The 17,853-nt window shown below is 40.8% G+C and carries 14 protein-coding genes; 8 read left to right on the top strand and 6 right to left on the bottom strand.

Annotated elements, in window-relative coordinates:
* Positions 1–10 precede the first annotated feature (10 nt).
* Both EWU23_RS12845 and EWU23_RS12840 read left to right on the top strand, forming a co-directional pair.
* Positions 11–1,144, top strand: a complete 1,134-nt coding sequence (locus EWU23_RS12845; protein WP_166232837.1) for a DUF3800 domain-containing protein — start codon at positions 11–13, stop codon at positions 1,142–1,144.
* Entirely contained in the window at positions 1,144–2,496 is a 1,353-nt protein-coding gene (locus tag EWU23_RS12840; RefSeq protein ID WP_166232835.1) for a glycosaminoglycan attachment site, read from the top strand. Before EWU23_RS12845 ends, EWU23_RS12840 begins: the two co-directional genes overlap by 1 nt.
* A 176-nt stretch (positions 2,497–2,672) precedes the next feature.
* Here EWU23_RS12840 and EWU23_RS12835 read toward each other — a convergent pair whose 3' ends face one another.
* Positions 2,673–3,779: an acyltransferase family protein gene (locus tag EWU23_RS12835; RefSeq protein WP_166232833.1), complete on the bottom strand. Its 1,107-nt coding sequence runs from the start codon at positions 3,777–3,779 to the stop codon at positions 2,673–2,675.
* 6 nt (positions 3,780–3,785) lie between these two features.
* Complete coding sequence (locus EWU23_RS12830) at positions 3,786–5,447, bottom strand: S8 family serine peptidase (protein ID WP_166232831.1); 1,662 nt, start codon at positions 5,445–5,447, stop codon at positions 3,786–3,788.
* A gap of 53 nt (positions 5,448–5,500) precedes the next feature.
* Here EWU23_RS12830 and EWU23_RS12825 point away from each other — a divergent pair, with 53 nt between their 5' ends.
* Genes EWU23_RS12825 through EWU23_RS12810 form a run of 4 tightly spaced genes read left to right on the top strand, consistent with a single transcriptional unit; the run spans position 5,501 to position 8,762 of the window.
* Complete coding sequence (locus EWU23_RS12825; RefSeq protein ID WP_166232829.1) at positions 5,501–5,911, top strand: hypothetical protein; 411 nt, start codon at positions 5,501–5,503, stop codon at positions 5,909–5,911.
* A 48-nt stretch (positions 5,912–5,959) separates the two neighbouring features.
* Entirely contained in the window at positions 5,960–8,194 is a 2,235-nt protein-coding gene (locus tag EWU23_RS12820; RefSeq protein WP_166232827.1) for a TonB-dependent receptor plug domain-containing protein, read from the top strand.
* A gap of 11 nt (positions 8,195–8,205) precedes the next feature.
* Entirely contained in the window at positions 8,206–8,424 is a 219-nt protein-coding gene (locus EWU23_RS12815) for a heavy metal-binding domain-containing protein (protein WP_166232825.1), read from the top strand.
* On the top strand, positions 8,424–8,762 hold the full coding sequence (locus tag EWU23_RS12810; protein WP_166232823.1) for a heavy-metal-associated domain-containing protein: 339 nt from the start codon (positions 8,424–8,426) through the stop codon (positions 8,760–8,762). The genes EWU23_RS12815 and EWU23_RS12810 overlap by 1 nt, the downstream gene beginning before the upstream one ends.
* A 126-nt stretch (positions 8,763–8,888) precedes the next feature.
* Here EWU23_RS12810 and EWU23_RS12805 read toward each other — a convergent pair whose 3' ends face one another.
* Positions 8,889–11,015: a Tex family protein gene (locus tag EWU23_RS12805; protein WP_166232821.1), complete on the bottom strand. Its 2,127-nt coding sequence runs from the start codon at positions 11,013–11,015 to the stop codon at positions 8,889–8,891.
* A 26-nt stretch (positions 11,016–11,041) separates the two neighbouring features.
* Positions 11,042–11,746, bottom strand: a complete 705-nt coding sequence (locus EWU23_RS12800; RefSeq protein WP_166232819.1) for an XRE family transcriptional regulator — start codon at positions 11,744–11,746, stop codon at positions 11,042–11,044.
* A gap of 45 nt (positions 11,747–11,791) precedes the next feature.
* Between EWU23_RS12800 and dinB the strand changes: the two genes are divergently transcribed.
* On the top strand, positions 11,792–13,042 hold the full coding sequence (gene dinB, locus EWU23_RS12795; RefSeq protein WP_317164330.1) for a DNA polymerase IV: 1,251 nt from the start codon (positions 11,792–11,794) through the stop codon (positions 13,040–13,042).
* A complete protein-coding gene (locus EWU23_RS12790) occupies positions 13,042–15,960 on the top strand; it encodes a DNA polymerase III subunit alpha (RefSeq protein ID WP_166232817.1) in 2,919 nt (972 codons plus the stop codon). Before dinB ends, EWU23_RS12790 begins: the two co-directional genes overlap by 1 nt.
* Before the next feature lie 241 nt (positions 15,961–16,201).
* Here the strand turns inward: EWU23_RS12790 and EWU23_RS12785 are convergent, their stop codons facing one another.
* Both EWU23_RS12785 and EWU23_RS12780 read right to left on the bottom strand, forming a co-directional pair.
* Positions 16,202–17,014, bottom strand: coding sequence for an SMP-30/gluconolactonase/LRE family protein (locus tag EWU23_RS12785; RefSeq protein WP_166232815.1), 813 nt, complete (start codon positions 17,012–17,014; stop codon positions 16,202–16,204).
* Between the two features lie 126 nt (positions 17,015–17,140).
* Positions 17,141–17,794: an SIMPL domain-containing protein gene (locus tag EWU23_RS12780; protein ID WP_235942218.1), complete on the bottom strand. Its 654-nt coding sequence runs from the start codon at positions 17,792–17,794 to the stop codon at positions 17,141–17,143.
* Between the last annotated feature and the right edge of the window lie 59 nt (positions 17,795–17,853).

Here is a 17,853-nt window from a genome sequence, read left to right as displayed (position 1 = left end):
ACGACACTGAATGATAGATTTTGAAATAGGCGAAATTAGAAAAGCTACTAAAATGTTAGCACGGTCTGCAGACTTTGATTCTGCTTTTACATTTTACTATGATGAAACAAACAATATCAAGAAATTCTACGTCCGAGAGAATGACTTCAATTACACTTTTACTGCAAACTTCGTTTTAGGTGGCTTGGTTCACCTTGGACAAGCACCCGATGTTCAACCCCTAATTGACAGTTTCAAACAACAAATGACAGCTAAGGAGGTTAAATTCAAGCATATTGCCAGTGGCGACTTTCTTGACTGTTTAAAATCAGAAAAAATGAAATTGGTTTTGCAATTTGTAAAGGACAGTAATTTGTATGTTCACTATTCTAGTCTAAATATTCTTTACTGGTCAATTGTTGACATCGTTGATTCTGCAATTGTAAGTTCAGAATCTGCTCAACAATTGGGACCTCGGTTTGCAAACCATTTGAAGAATGATCTTTATAAACTTTCAAGACTTGAAATTGAATCAGTCATTCAGCTTTTTTACAAGTATGAATATCCGAATATTAAAAGTGAATCCGTTCTTCCATTCATAGAAGAATTTACTTCTCTATTTAACGACTACATTAACACACAGGAATATCATTTTGGGTTAGAGTCATTAAGACAGATTCTGAAAGAAGCCAAGAAAAAGAATTCTCTACCGTTTGTAATGGACGAGGATGACTTTATTTTACTTAATGACTTATCTCATTTTTACCTAAGACCAATTTATCTTTTTAAAAACTCAACACACATTTTTGACAACGAAGATTCAATTGCCGAAACAGTCAATGATTATAAAATACTTGACAAAGGTGTGGAAATAAAAAATTATACGTTTGTTGATTCGCAGACAAGCCAACTAATCCAACTTTCAGACGTTTTTGTTGGGTTAATGGGCAAACTGACAAACTACTTGAATACATCCTCACGAGAAAAAATTAATATAGACTTCGTTTCATTATCAGCTACTCAACTGAAAAACATTGACTTACTAATTAACGTAATTGACAAATCTCATAACAAAAATATTGGGTTCTTGCACAATACAGACAGTTTTGAAGAAATGTCTAAAATGGACATAATCCGTGCAAACAGAAAGAACAACGGTATATAATGAAGACGGCAGTTCCAATAAACAAAAAGCTTTTTGACATCTTTCTTCTCTTTACTAGAGAACCTTTTGTACAGTATTTTACAAGAGAATTAGAATTCTATTCCAATGGCAATGGTGGCTTATTAGGGCTAATAAGTTTAGACTTAACAGACAACGACTATTATGGATGCATTTTGTCAAGAGATACATCAAAACAATATCGAGCGGAAGTTATAGAAGCCAGTATTCCTACTCTTGAAGAAGCAAGAAAATGGATAGACGAAAAAATGAGTAATAACTCAATCGTTTTCCATGACAATAAACACGGATTTTTCGACTTGTTTCAAATCCTTTCCAAAAAGGACCAGCAACACCCTAATTATACATTATTAAAAGAACACATTAGCTTGTCTTCTGCTAGGGAAGTAATAAAGGAAATATCCTATCACTATAAAGACATTGACGGAAATTTTATTAACCAGTTTCAATCTCTTAATGGGTTCGATGCAAGGGTTTGGGAACTGTTTCTATTTTGTTTCTTTAAAGAACAAATCTTTTCGTTTAAAAGGAACTTTAAAGCACCTGATTATATGATTGAGAAGTTCAATCATGAAATTGCGGTTGAAGCTGTAATTGTTAGTCGAAAAACTGAACTTGGTGAATCTATTCCAAAAAGTTCAGAGGAAATTCAGGAGAAACTAAATAACGAAGTTCCGTTACTCTTTGGTAATGCTCTATATGACAAAATGAAGAAAAAGTATTGGGAAAAGGAACACGTAAAAGATAAGCCATTTGTAATTGCAATTGCAGATTTCCATGATACAATGTCCATGACATGGACTTTCAACGCTTTATCTAATTATCTCTATGGATACAAATACCAACATTCTTTTGACAAAAAAGGACAACTGATTGTAAAACCAATTAAAATTGGAAATTACGTGAAACAAAATGGACAGGAAATACCAAGTAGATTTTTCCATTTACCAGATTCTGAAAATGTTAGTGCTATTATTTTTTCTTCTTGTGGCACTTTATCAAAATTCAACAGAATGGGCAAACAAGCTGGTCTTGGTAATCACAAGGTAACTTTGATAAGAACGTGTAGTTTTTATAATCACGAGCCTAATACCGACAAACCAAATTTAATTTCATATAAAGTCGATGAGACTAGTATTGAAACTTGGTCAGAAGGTGTAATTGTATTCCACAACCCTAATGCAAAGTTTCCATTGAATCCAGCAATGTTTGACGACCGAGTAGCACAGTGTTTCTTTGAAGACGAATTGATTTATAGCAAAATGCCTAAATATTTTCCTTACAATTCATTTACTCAGAATTTGATCCCGCATGAAGAGAACGCCAGCCTATAACAGCACCTAGAAGAAATTGGCGATTCAGTGCTTAAATGAAGCTTTGTGCTTCGTATCAAGTTTGATGATAAAATCCATCACTGCGCCAAGCCACCAATCGTTATTAGAATATCACTTTATAAAAAAAGCTCATTAGAATCACTAATGAGCTTTTTTTATGAACTTCAAATCAAGTTCTAGACTTTTAAGAACCATTTTTTTCGGTAAAAGACATAGCAAATGATCCAACAAAGCATTACAAAACTGATGGCATAAGCCAAAGAACCATTGTATTTACCTAATACAGGTTCAAAAATATGCCAATACATCCAATTGCTGGCTGAAGTAGTGCCATCACCTTCGGCTATTTGCCATTTGTTTAATTGGATGGCCAAAAGCTCTGAAATACCATAGGCTAAAATAGAATTAGTACCAAAGACCAAGAAAAAGGTATTAGCAAATTTCCTTTCTTTGATTTCAATCCACCAATAGATCAATGCGATTAACAGGAAGTCGATACCAGCACATAGTAATACAAATGAACTCGACCATAGCTTTTTGTTGATAGGAAAGCCTAAATTCCAAATAAGCGCCAAGACAATAAGACCTGCTCCAGCACTCACCAAAGGAAATGTTACTTCTTTGCCATCTAACCTTCTTTTCTCTAAAAACAGACTTACTTGATAACCAAATAAACAGGTAGAAAAGGCAGGCAGCGTACTTAAAAGTCCTTCTGGGTCAAAAGCAATACCATCTCCGTGATATAAATGTGAAGGACCAAATAAGAATAAATCAAGTTTACGAACGGCATTAGTACCTAAATCAAAGGCCGCCCCATGGTCGCCAAAAACGAGCATTAAAATCCAGTACAGCAATAAAATGGCAACATTCACTGCAGTAAGCCACTTCTCTTTGACAAGCAAAACAATGAATGAAATGGCACAATAAGATAGTGCTATCCTAGGCAATACGTTGAGGAAACGCATATTTTCAAAAGAAAAATCTAGGAATGGAAAGTAGAAAATCAGGTAATTGATGAGGAATAATAAGACCGTTCTTTTTAAAATCTTATTTCTTAATGCCGGTGTCAGTTGGAATTGAAACGACTTGAATGCAAAGCGCATCGCGACTCCCACCATGAATAAGAAGGAAGGGAAAACTAGGTCGGTAGGAGTGAATCCATGCCAACTAGCATGTTTTAATGGAGCATAAGTAAACTCTCCATTTCCAGAGGTATTGACCAAAATCATCATGGCTAAGGTGATACCTCGAAAAATGTCTAAAGAGAGAAAGCGTGTTTTCATGTAGGTTTAGTTTGAAAAATAAAAAGGAATCACTTGCTGGGTGATTTTGTCCGTAAATCTAAAATAATATTTGCCAGAAACGAGGGGCGGTGGGTAAAAATCTTGTTGGGTATTGGTCCATATAAATTCATGAATAATGGCTCCCCATGAGCTAATTAATTCAACTTTGATCTCGGTAGCTAGCTCTCTATTTAAATGAATAGCTTCTCCCAAGGACACGACATTGGGAAAGACTCGAATCTTGGGATTTTCTAGCGCAGCGGTACTTAAGATGGGATTTAATAGTTTATCGATGCGGTTAAAATTGGGAACTCCATATCCCAAAGAATTGTCGGGATTGCTACTTTGATGGCCCGATTGCCGAATGGCATTCATCACTTGCCAAGGGGATTTTGTGGGGTTGGCTTGTAGCGTTCCTGCAACTAAACCAGCTATGAGTGGAGCGGCAAAGGATGTTCCATTGGAGGTGCTATACGTTCCCAGATAAGTACCAATGACGGTTGATTGGCCCATGGCGGCAACATCAGGTTTGATTCGCCCATCTGAACTAGGTCCCCAAGAACTAAAACTGGCTCGAAGCATGGATTTGTCTATGGCCGCAACGGCTAAGATGGAGTCGGCATCAGCCGGAGAAGCAATGTATTTCCAAGCCGCCGCTCCTTCATTTCCAGCTGAAATGGTACAAATAATACCCCTTTGTGCTGCCCATGCAGCCGCTTTACTGCTTAAGGCCGTTTTGCCATTCATTTCGGCATAGGTGTGATTACTTGATTTTAAATCATATACGGTGTAGCCAAGGGAGGAGCTAATGACATCAGTGCCTAGACTATCTGCCCACTCAGCACCACGAAGCCAGTTGACCTCTTCAACGATTTTTTCGGTACTACCTTCCTCTGTTTGGGCTAGGGCTAATTGTGCTTGATAGGCTGCGCCAATGAGTTTACCCGGTGTAAAGCCAGCGATGGTACTCAGTACATGGGTGCCGTGTGAACCTTGGCTATATACGTCAGTCAATCCAGGCGTTGTGGTTAAGGTGGCTATAATTCTTTTTTCGGAAAAGGCCTTTTGAAGATAGGGAGTATTGTTGGCGTTTAAATAGCCTTCATCCAACAGGCTGATTAGAATACCCTCACCGTGGAAACCCTTGATATGCATGTTGTTAACACCCAGCTGGCTAATTTGTACACTTGAATTTCCATAATCTAAGCTATCAGCCAAGGTGATGGATGCTTGGGCTAATTCAGGGAGTTTGGGTTTTTTCTTTAAAATTTGAAAGCTTGAGCTGGAATCGATGGGGTAGGCATAGTATAAGCCTTTAACTCCAGCCTGACTTAGGGTCTTGGCCAAATCTTTGGGCTTTTGTTGTATAAGGGCTCCATTAATCCATTTTAAAGAGAATAATACTTTGGCTCCACTTTTTTGAACGTTTATGAGATATTCGGGGTTTACTGGTAAGTCTTGTTCTTGTAAAGCAATCTTGTGTTTTTTCCTTCGTTCTATGGAGCGAGTACTGAGAAACTTATCAGGCTGGGATAGAGAATAAGGGGAGTTGGCTTTATCTTTAAATAAAATGAGGTATCGGTAGCTGTCATTCTGAGCCGAAGTACGGATGCAGATTAACAGTAAACTGATGAAAAAAAGGAAATAACGTGGTTTAACGAAAGACATTAAGCTAATATATTTAATTAATGCGTAAATTTGATTGTTTCAAACAGAATTTGATGAAAAGCGCTATTCAACGTTTTTTCTTGGTGTTCTTGTCGGCATGGCTTTTGATAGGCCATGTGGGCTTTGCGTACCGTATATCAGATTGTTTGGTTACAGGAAAAAAGAAGGTGACTTGGGCTGCTCCTGTGTCACCCAAATCTTCTTCCTCATCCAACGAAACAAGCATTTCACGGGCAGCCTGTTATGAATATGCCCATATTCAGGTCAAATTTAGTTTTGATCAGCAAATCAAAAAGGTTCAAAATACCTTAGATCAAACTTTGCTTTGTTCGGAGGTGTTCGTTCCAACGTTTTCCAATCAAGCTACTTTAGTAGGCATTGATTGGGAAGAACCTATTCAGGAATTCTCTTATTTAAGGCCATTGCATGAGCGACTGGCTTTCATACAGCGTTACAATATTTGATGGGACTAAAATTCAAACTGAATTTTTTCTCATTCTTATTGTAATCTTATGTCAATTCACCGAATTATATTGTTGGGATTGCTTTTTACCTTCACGGTAGCATTGCCCTATAGCTTTGGACAAGTGGTTCAAGGCCGAGTTATGAGCTTAGATGCTCAAGGAAACATGGAGGACTTAGTAGGAGCCTCCGTTTATTTTAGACCTATTAAAAAAGGAACTTTAACGGATATTAAAGGCGCTTTTTCCTTGGATGTACAAGGTAAAACAGGTTGGATGCTTTTTAGCTCGACAGGTTTTATCAGTGATTCTATTTTTGTTGATAAAAATCAATTTTTGCACGTACACTTAAAGCCAGCGAATAAAGAGCTAAGCGAAGTGCGCGTTATTGCTGCGCCGGGTAATCATGATGATGTAGCAACGCTTCATACAGAAATCTTGACGATGAAGACATTGGCCAAAGCAGCCTGTTGTAATTTATCGGAAAGCTTTGAAACCAATGCATCGGTATCCGTCAGCTTTGCGGATGCTGTAACTGGTGCCAAACAGATTCAATTATTAGGATTATCGGGTACATACGTGCAAACCAATGTGGAGAATATTCCCTCCATTCGAGGATTAAAAACCACGTATGGATTGAATTATTTACCAGGGACTTGGATTAAATCCATTGATTTGGCGAAAGGTCAAAGCTCCGTAGTTAATGGTTATGAGTCGATTACCGGAGGAATTAATGTGGAATTAGCCAAGCCAGATACATCAGAAAAGTATTTTTTGAATGTGTATACCAACTCACAAGGTCGATTTGAGATCAATCAACAGGGGGCACATAAATTCAACTCGAGATTGTCCACTGGACTTTTTACACATTATTCGAAGCAAGCAGCTCGTTTGGATGGGAATAAAGATGGGTTTATGGATTTGCCGCTTTTCGACTTATGGAATGTACTGAATCGCTGGAAGTATGCTACGGATCGTTGGATGGTTCAGTGGGGAGCTTCGTATTTATATGAAAATCGTTTGGCAGGTCAAAGTAACTTTGACGCAAACAATTCCAATCGATTCTTGGTATATGGGTTTGGAAGTAAGACATCCCGTTTTGAAACCTTTGCCAAGATTGCACGATTATATCCTGATAAACCATATCAAGGTTTAGGATTGATATTGAATACAGCTCAGCATCAAAATGACTCCTATTTTGCCTTCAAAAACTATGTAGGTAGAGAGCAAAGTATGTATGCCAATTTGATTTACCAATCCATCTTTGATAATACCAATCATAGCTGGAAAGCAGGAGCTAGTTTTTTATATGATTCGTACCAAGAGCGTTATATTGATTCATCTTTTGTTCGAACAGAATTAGTCCCTGGGGCATTTTTTGAATATACTTGGACAGTGCCTAATCACCTAACCATGGTGTTGGGGAATCGCATCGATTGGCATAATCAATTCGGAGCGCAATGGGTACCTAGATGGCACTTGAAGTGGGATGCGGCAGAAGATTGGATCGTTCGTTTATCGGCTGGAAAAGGCTGGCGCCGAGTTAACCCTTTGGCAGAAAATATGGGTTTCCTAGCTAATGGAAGACGATTAGTACTTTTGGGCGATCTAAATCCATTGGAAAAAGCATGGAATTTTGGGGCTACACTGACAAAGAATTTCCAAATTGGGACGAGAAAAGGAAGTTTCGTGTTGGATGCTTTCCGAACGGATTTTGAAAAGCAATGGCTGGTGGATATGGAAAATGGGGGGGAGATTCGTATGTATAGTAATCCAGGAGTATCCTTTGCGAACAGTTGGCAGGCAGAATTAAATTATAGTCCAGTAAAGCGTTTAGAGCTGAAGGCGGCCTACCGCTACCAAGATGTTCAGGCAGATTATTTGACAGTCCAGGGTACTTTAAGTCGCTTGCCTAAAGCTTATTTGAATAAGGACAGGGTATTGGTGAATTTAGCCTATGCCACGCCTTATGAAAAATGGAAGTACGATGTGACTTGGCAATGGAACGGCAGTCGAAGAATTCCTAACGGAAGTTTGACTCATGTTCATGATGGAGTGAGTCCATCGTTGACGGCACCAGCATTTTCCACGGTATATGCGCAAGTAACTCGCCAATTCAAAAAGTGGGAAATGTATGTAGGTGCTGAAAATCTGTTTAATTTTACACAATCTAATCCGATCATGTCGGCCAAAGATCCTTTTAGTCGGGGATTTGATGCCACCATGGTGTGGGGGCCTATCGTAGGTCGAATGATGTATACTGGAATGCGTTATAAAATTCAATAAATAGAAAAACAATGAAAAATGTAATCATGATGGCAGGTCTTATGTTGGGAACATATGGCTTGATGGCACAAGAAAAGCAAGAGCATAAGCACGACACCAGCAAAGCAGGTGCGGATAAGAAAGAAGTATATCAATGTCCGATGAAATGTGAGGGGAACAAAACCTATGCTAAAAAAGGGAAATGTCCAGCTTGCACGATGGAATTAAAAGCAGTTAAAAAAGCAGCCTAATGAAAAAACTAGTTTTAGCAGCCTTCTTGGCTTTGCCTTTTGCTACATTGGCGGGGCCAAAACAAACGGTTAAAATCAAAACCTCGGCCATTTGTGAAATGTGCAAAGAGCGCATCGAGAAAAATTTGGCTTTGAGCAAGGGAATTTCTCATTCGGATTTGGACTTGAAAGACAAAACCATTTCGGTAGAATACAATCCTAAAAAGACGGATGTGGCGGCCATTAAGCGTACCATTGCCGAAGTAGGATATGATGCGGATGAAGTGGTGGCTGATGGCAAGAGCTACGAGAAATTACCTTCTTGTTGCAAGAAAGGCGCTACTGCTACGGCTCATTAATTAGGGTAAAAAACTCAACATCAACGCTCTTTTTCTAACGCTGGCAAGGTTCCAAACCTTGACAGCGTTGAGCGTTGTAACGTTTTTCAACATAATTTTGTTGTCCAATAACTTGATAACGTTAGATTATCGGGCTTTCATGCTCAGGGCTATTCGCTTACGGGCTTCATCTACTTCGGTGACAGTGACTAGTACTTTTTGTTGGACTTTCACAACCTCATTCGGGTCTTTTACGAATTTGTCGGCCAGTTGACTTACATGCACTAAACCATCTTGGTGCACACCGATATCCACAAAAGCACCAAAATTGGTGATGTTGGTCACAATACCTGCTAGCTTCATTCCTACACGCAAATCCTTGATGGAGTTTACCCCCTCCGTAAATTCAAAAGCTTCAAATTGATCTCTGGGATCACGTCCTGGTTTAGCCAATTCCTGAACGATGTCGGTCAGGGTAGGGATTCCTACTTCCGTACTTACGTATCGACTTATTTGTATTTGCTTTCGTAAGGCTTCATTTTGAAGAAGATCAGCCACTTTACATTGTAAATCCTTAGCCATTTGCTCTACAATGGCATAACGTTCAGGATGCACAGCACTGGCATCCAAAGGATTACTCGCTTTTCGAATACGTAAAAATGCGGCGGCTTGCTCAAAGGCTTTTTCCCCTAAACGAGGAACTTTCTTTAGATCAGATCGACGTAAGAAAGGGCCATTTTTTTGTCGGTAATCAATGATGTTTTGGGCCAACTGCGGTCCTAATCCAGAAATGTAGGAAAGAATTTGTTTGGAAGCAGTATTCAATTCAACCCCCACCGAGTTAACGCATGAAATGACGGTATCATCCAATGAAGCTTGTAATTTCTTTTGATCGACATCATGTTGGTATTGACCAACGCCAATCGACTTAGGGTCAATCTTCACTAATTCGGCTAAAGGGTCCATGAGTCGGCGACCAATGGACACCGCCCCACGAACGGTAATGTCTTTATCGGGAAACTCTTCTCGAGCCACATCTGAAGCTGAATAGATGGAGGCTCCGCTTTCGTTCACCATGATGAGGCTAATGCCTTCTAGTCGGAGATTCTTCACGAAACTTTCACTTTCTCTACCTGCTGTGCCATTACCAATAGCAATGGCCTCTATTTGGTATTTATTTACCCAAGAACGAAGGATTTGTTCGGCATCTTGTGCCTGACCTGGGCCAGTGTGTGGGTAAATGGTGGTATTCTCAATCAGATTGCCTTGTTCGTCCAAATAGACCAATTTGCAGCCTGTTCTAAAACCTGGATCTAAGGAAAGGATACGTTTTTGTCCCAATGGGGCTGCCAATAGTAATTGACGAACATTTTCTGCAAATACCCGAATCGCTTCTTCATCGGCTCGTTTTTTGGCCTCTGCTCGCATTTCAGTTTCCATGGCTGGTTGCAAGAGCCTTTTGTAGCCATCTTGTATGGCTAATTCCACCTGATCTGCACAAGCATTACGACCCGTTAGGAATCGGCGGCCCAATCGGTCTAGCACATCTTTGTCGGGCCCTTCCAGCGACAGCGTCAAAATACCCTCGTTTTCACCTCGAAATAAGGCTAATACACGGTGGGAAGGAGCTTGGGCTAAGGACTCTGACCAATCAAAATAATCTTTGTATTTAATGCCTGCTTCTTGTTTGCCTTTACTGACTTTAGATTTCACCTGAGTTTTTCGAGCAAAAAGCTGGCGCGCATCTTCTCTGGCTTCGGCTTTTTCCATCATTTCTTCAGCCAAAATATCTCGCGCACCTGCTAGGGCGATATCCAAAGAAAGGACACCTTTTTCTTCATCTAAAAATTTCTCGGCTAAATCCTCTGGCGAAAGATTCCTTTGCTGAAATAGGGCATTAGCTAATTCCTGTAAACCTTTTTCTCGAGCAGCCATGGCACGAGTCTTACGTTTAGGCTTATACGGTAGGTACAGGTCTTCCAGCTTAGCCAAGGTTTCAGCGGCACGAACAGCTCTTTCTAGTTCAGGGCTAAGTTTATCCAGCTCTTTCAAGGATTTCAAAATCGCTTCTCGGCGTTTTTCTAATTCCATAGAAAGCTCCATGGCATCCCGAATGTCGCGGATTTGAACCTCATCCAAACTGCCTGTCATCTCTTTTCGATAACGGGCAATGAAAGGGATGGTAGCGCCTTCTTCTAATAAGGCAATGGTTTTACGAACGGCATTTTCGCTTAGCTGTAAGCTAGCGGCTATTTTTTGAAAAGGAATGGACATAAGAAAAATAAGAAACAGGCCTTGATTTATTCGTTGGTTTCAGGGAATTCATTGTAGAAATACCCAGCGAACTTCCAGATTTCCTGGATTTCAGTGCCTAGGATAGGATAGGGGTCGTAGAGTTTGTTGGTCGACTTTAAGATCAACACATTTTTCTCTTGTAAGTGGTTGATGACTTTTTTCAACACTACCCCGTCTTCGCGAGTCACTACGATACAGATGGTGCCATCTTTGATGTCTTTCCAATCTTCTACGTATTCGGCAAATACCAAAGAGCCAGATTGTAAAGGTAGCATGGAATCCCCTTTGATTGGGAATACACGGTATTTACGGTCTTTGGTTAAAAAAGGAACTTGAAAAGTAGGTAATTCTTTGATAAACTCCAGGTCGTCATAGGAGGTGGTATATCCTGCCAAAGCCTTCACAGGTACCATTTCAATGTTTTCCTCATTATCGTCGTTAACCGTGGTGGCTAAAATACGTAGCTTAGGTTTATTGGATAAGCCAGGGATTCTTTTGGATAAATCTTCCTTGAGTAATTCATCCACTTCAACCTCGAAAAAGTTGGCCAGTAAGATCAAATCCATGTATTTTGGCTCCGCTCTTCCGGACTCATAAGAGCCTAAAGTAGGTTTTTTTATTTGTAAGATTTCAGCCAGTTTTTCTTGGGAAGTTTTCTCCGACATTTTGCTGCGTAAGAATCGTAAATTATGGCTAAAAAAAGTGCTCATGTATGTTGCTTATTAATATAAAATGAATAAAATTCGTATCCATTTATGGATATCATTTGTATCGAAATTACAAAAGGTATTCAGAATACCCAAATATCTATCAATTTTATGCAAGAGCGCGCCATTGTTCATATGGATTTGGACAGCTTCTTCGTCTCTGTCGAAAGACTACGAGACAGTGCCTTGGTGGGTAAGCCCGTGATTGTCGGGGGCTTATCCGATCGAGGTGTCGTGGCGGCTTGTAGTTATGAAACAAGGGCTTTTGGAGTTCGTTCTGCTATGCCCATGCGGATGGCCACGCGGCTTTGTCCTGATGCCATTGTGTTACGAGGCGATCTAGAAGCTTATTCCCAATATTCTGAATCGGTGACATCCTTGATTATGGAGCGAGCACCTTTGGTAGAGAAGGCTTCCATTGATGAGTTTTATTTGGATATGACGGGTATGGAGCGCTTTTTTGGGGCCTATCGTTTTGCGACAGATTTACGAGAACGGATTCAGAAACAAACGGGCTTGCAGATTTCCTTTGGTTTGTCGGTCAATAAAACCGTATCTAAAGTGGCTACCAACCATGTGAAACCTGCGGGTCAGTACCAGGTGTTGGCGGGAGAAGAAAAGGCTTTCTTGGCACCTATGCCAGTGGGTAAAATTCCGATGATCGGGGCGGTGACAGCTCAGACGCTGCGTAATATGGGAATCGCACACGTGGGGACTTTGAGCCAAATGCCTCTGAAAGTCCTAGAGCGTAGTTTTGGTAAGTCGGGCGTGATGCTTTGGGAGCGCGCGAATGGGATAGATCTGCGACCTGTGGTGCCTTATTCAGATCAAAAGTCTTTGTCGAAGGAAATGACTTTTGATCAAGACAGTACCGACGTGGTTTTGCTGAGACGGATATTGGGATCATTGACGGAGCAGCTGGCCTATGATTTGCGGAGTTTGGGACAATGTACTTCCTGCGTGACGGTGAAGTTGCGCTATTCCAATTTTGATACGCATACCCGACAAATCACCTTACCAGCTACCGCTAGTGATCATCGCTTGATTCCGGCGGTAGTGGAGTTGTTTGAGAAACTTTATGACCGTCGTTTGTTGATACGTTTGATTGGAGTGCGTTTCTCGAAATTATTGCAAGGGCAAGAGCAGTTAAATCTATTTGATGATGGCGCTCGTTTGGCACCTCTTTATCATGCCATGGATGGTTTGAAAAATCGATTTGGCGAATTTTCTATCGTACGAGCCAGTGGTTTGATGGGGCGTCATGAACGCCGTAATATCTTACCTAAATCGGAGAATTAATGTATCTCAACTGCCATTCCTATTATAGTTTGCGTTATGGAACGCTGTCTCCCGAGGCTTTGGTGGAGGCGGCTGTAGCGCAGGGTATTAAGGCCTTGGCATTGACCGATATACACCGAATATCGGGGATCTATGATTTTTTTCAGGCCTGTCGAGTAGCGAATATCAAGCCCGTGGTGGGTATGGAGTTTCGGCAGGGAGATGCTTGTTATTATATTTGTTTAGCCAAAAATGCCTCTGGTTTAGCTCAAATTAACGCTTTTGCGAGTCAACATCTTTTGTCTTCTAAGCCTTGGCCAGACAGGCCGCCTAGTTCACCCGATGTGTGGACCATCTTTCCTTTGGCACGTCGAGAACAAATAAAAAGCTTAGGTCCTCAGGAGCGTTGGGGAGTCAGAGGCAGTGATCGAAACAAATTGTGGAAAGAGCAAGATTGGGCGTCCTTGGTTTGGTGTCAACCTTTTACCTTTTTGGATAAGCGGGCTTTTTCCATGCACCGTTTGTTGCGGGCTATCGACCACAATGTGTTATTGAGCAAGCTACCGCTGGAGGCACAAGCCCAAGAAGATGAACGTTTGTATAGCCCAGAGGAATTGGTGGATTTTTGTGCCGATTTCCCGGGTTTAGTGGAAGAAGCTGCCCATATCTTGGAGAGCTGTGAATTTCACTTTGAGTTTAAGTCCACCAAAAACCGGAAATTATTTAGCGCCAGTCAGGAAGACGATCAGGCTTTACTGGCTAAACTGGCCTATGAGGGGATGATTTACCGTTATCCTCATGCCTCAAGAGAGGCAAAAGAGCGAATCAAAAAAGAGCTTCAGGTGATTCATGATCTCGCTTTTGAGTCTTATTTTTTGATTACTTGGGACATCATTCGCTATGCTCGCTCGAGGGGTTATTTCCATGTGGGTAGGGGTAGTGGAGCTAATTCCATTGTGGCGTATTGTTTAGGTATTACGGATGTGGATCCCATTGAGCTGGATTTGTATTTTGAGCGCTTCATTAATCCTCAGCGAACGAGTCCCCCTGATTTTGACATTGATTTTTCCTGGGATGAGCGCGATGAGATTATTGATTACATCTTTAAGCGGTATGGAGCGCAATATGTCTGCCTTTTGGCTACTTATGTGACTTTTCGGGATCGCTCTATTTATCGGGAATTGGCGAAGGTGTTTGGTTTACCCAAGGCAGAGATCGATGCGTGGATAGGCCCAACGGCCGAGTTGCGACAGTCGAATTCTCAGATTCATCAATGGATCATTAAATACGGTAATCTATTGATTGATTTTCCCAATTACCTGAGTATTCATGCGGGTGGAATATTGATTTCGGATAGACCTTTGTCAGAATATACGGCCTTAGAGCCTATGCCCAAGGGTTTTCCCATTTGTCAATTTGATATGTATGTAGCCGAGGAAGTCGGTTTTGCGAAGTTTGATATTTTATCTCAACGAGGTTTAGGGCATATCAAAGAGGCGGTAGAGATTATTCGTCAAAACCGTGGGGTCGACATCGATATCCATCGGGTGGCGGATTTTAAGCAGGATGAGCGGATCAAAATGCAGTTGGAAAGTCATGAAACGATGGGCTGTTTTTATGTTGAATCTCCAGCCATGCAGCAGTTAATCAAGAAGTTACATTGTTCCGATTACCTAACCCTAGTAGCAGCTAGCTCCATCATTCGTCCTGGGGTGGCTAGCTCGGGTATGATGAAGGCTTATATAGAAAGACACCATGCGCCTAATGCTTATCAGCCTGTTCATCCTTTGATGGGGGAGTTGATGCAGGAGACTTATGGGGTGATGGTCTATCAAGAAGATGTCATCAAAGTGGCGCATTATTTTGCGGGTTTGAGCTTGGCGGAGGCGGATGTCTTACGCCGAGGGATGTCGGGTAAATACCGTTCTAGAGGGGAGTTTGAACGCATTAGGGCTCAGTTTTTTCTGAACTGTGCTGAAAAGGGCTATGAGGCGGCGGTGGCTAAGGAGGTATGGCGACAAATGGAGAGTTTCAGTGGTTATTCTTTCAGTAAGGCGCATTCGGCCAGTTTTGCGGTGGAGAGCTACCAAAGTTTGTATTTGAAGGCATATTTTCCCTTGGAGTTCATGGTGGCAGTGATTAATAATTTTGGGGGTTTTTATAGGACGGAGTTTTACGTGCATGAGGCACGCAGGGCTGGAGGATGGGTGGAGGCACCTGAGATTAATGAAAGTAACTATTTGACACGTTTGGATGGTCAAGTGCTGTATTTGGGTTGGGTGCATGTCAAAGGTTTGGAGAAAGGTTTGATATACGATATGCTTGAGGCGAGGAAGCTAGGCCCTTTTCTGTCTTGGGAGGATTTTTGCCGGAGGGTGAGCTTGGGTTTGGAACAAGCCCTCATTCTGATTCGGATAGGGGCTTTTCGGCGATTTGGACCCGGGAAAAAGAACTTGATGTGGGAGGCGCATGCCCGTTTTCAAGGGAAAGTGTCCGAGGTGGTGGCCATGGAAATGTTTGAAGATAGTACGGAGATTGGGGTTTTACCCACGCTGGTACATGAGCCGTTGGAAGATGCTTTTGATGAGTGGGAAATATTGGGTTTTCCTCTTTGTTCGCCTTTCGACTTATTGGTAGAATGGCCTGTCACGAGTTTGGATGCTCGTTTGTTGGCCGACCGAGGCGATATTTTGGGTTATTTGGTAACCTTAAAAACTACTTGGACGAAAAAGGGAGAACGGATGTATTTTGGGTATTTTTTGGATGCGCAAGGTGCCTTTTTTGATACGGTACATTTTCCTTCAGATTTAAAGAAATATGCTTTTAAAGGCGGAGGCGTTTACTGGATGCAGGGGCCAGTCATGGAGGAATTTGGTCAGCGCTCTTTGCGGGTCTTACAAATGCGCAAACTAGGCTGGAAAGCGGATCCGAGGTATTAGTTAGTTATTAGTTGTTAGGGATTAGTGTTTAGGGGACAGAACATAAAGTTATAAATATCCTCAGAGGCAAAATAGAATGTACCCAGTGGAGAATATTTAATAAAGACATTAATAAACTAAACTGGGATCCAAGCATTTTTATCAGCTATTCGACATAGCATATTTAAAACAGCGGAGATATTTACCACTTCCATCTAACTCCCTAATAACTAAATCCTAAATCCTAATAACTAATCACTATCTACCTCAGCTTATACGCCACAATTGATTTTTTGAAAAAAGTAGGGACATATACGATGCGCTGCTCCGGGTTATAACCAATGTCGGCAGTATTGTATTTTTTTTCACGGGTATCCAGCATCGTAGTTAATTTACCCGCTTGGTCCATGTAGTAAATTAAGCCTGGCCAACAAGAAACTACGAAATCTCCATTACCAACTGGCTCAATGCCATCTCCACCAATCTCCGTCGTAGCGACAGGTACTAGTTTTTTGTCGGCAGCCGCTTTGAAGACAACATTGGCTGTCAGCATATACAAATCATCACCTACCGCTTTAAGCCCATTAACCCCTTTGAGATCACTTAAATAGAGGGCTGCTTTACCATTTTCAATGCGGTGAACTTTCCCCAATTTTGAATCAGAGACATAGATAATCCCCTGCTTGTCAACCGTGATGTCGTTTAAGCCAGTAGCTCCTTCTACAGGTATTTTAGACGTAATTTTTCCAGTTGCTAATTGGATAAGGACCACTTCTGAGACATCAGCCACATACATTTGCTGTTTCCAAATCCCCATTCCTTTGGGAGCGTTTAAGCCAGTGACCCACGAGGCGTTTAGGATTTTACCATTTTGATCTAGTTTGGCAATTTCTCCTTTGCCATCGACATCCCAGGGTTGGCCATTAATCAAGGCGACATACAGACTACCTTGGTGGTATAAAACAGACTCAGGTACGGCGAGTGTGGTATCACTTTCCCAAACTTTTTCTAAGGTATGTTGGGCTAGACTTGTCCAAGAGAGTAACGTGAGGAGTAAAAGAAGTAGGTTTTTCATAATAAAATGGATAAGTAGAATAGATATTGATGCCAATTAGATTTTCAATATACAAAATTTTGCTACACGATGTAATCAGCAAATTGGCAAACCCCTCAAAATCAAGAAGGTGATTAATCCAAACGCTTAATCTAATTTAAATACAACCCGCACTTCTGTCTCTACTGGAATCTTCTCAAATTCAATGTCAATTGGTGTTAGGCTATCATTTTCTAAGGAATTTTTGGAAGCTTTCATTTGTATGCCTAGCATTCGGTTATTGTATGGACTCATGAAATTGGAATTGTCAGAAATATATAGCGCATTTCCTAATGATTGATTCAGCGGTTTTGTCATAGCCAGAGCTTGCATTTTGGCTTTTTTAATGGCTCTACTTTTTAATGTTAAAAGCAATGATTCCATGTTAGCATATTCTGTTTTTTCTAAGCTGATATTGGAAATATTTATTTGTTCCAAACCCACCATCACTTTACCAGCCATTAGGGCGCTATATACTAATAGGGTATAATTTTTACTTTTTTGGATATCTTGTTGTTTTAAAAAGTATTTTTGAAAATTGCTCGATAAGTCTTTTAAAATCAGTTGCTTATCGGTAGCTATTCCTAAGGATTTTAATTTGTTATTCATATTGTTTTCTAATTCCTCTAGTGAAATTTTACCTTTGGTGTCTTTTTCTGAAATGGTGATATTCAGGTAAATTCTGTCAGGGCTTACGAGTGTATCTACTTTGGCAGAGGTCTCTATATGGGCTTGATCGATGAAATTTTTCGTTTGCGACATGCCGCAAAAACTGATGAATGGAAGTAAAAAAAGGGCTATTTTTTTCATATGTATGGTAA

Source organism: Aquirufa beregesia (genome assembly GCF_011090385.1).
Classification (GTDB): domain Bacteria; phylum Bacteroidota; class Bacteroidia; order Cytophagales; family Spirosomataceae; genus Aquirufa; species Aquirufa beregesia.
The sequence above is the reverse complement of the archived record's forward strand: the minus strand, read 5'-3'. Positions and strand labels throughout refer to the sequence as shown.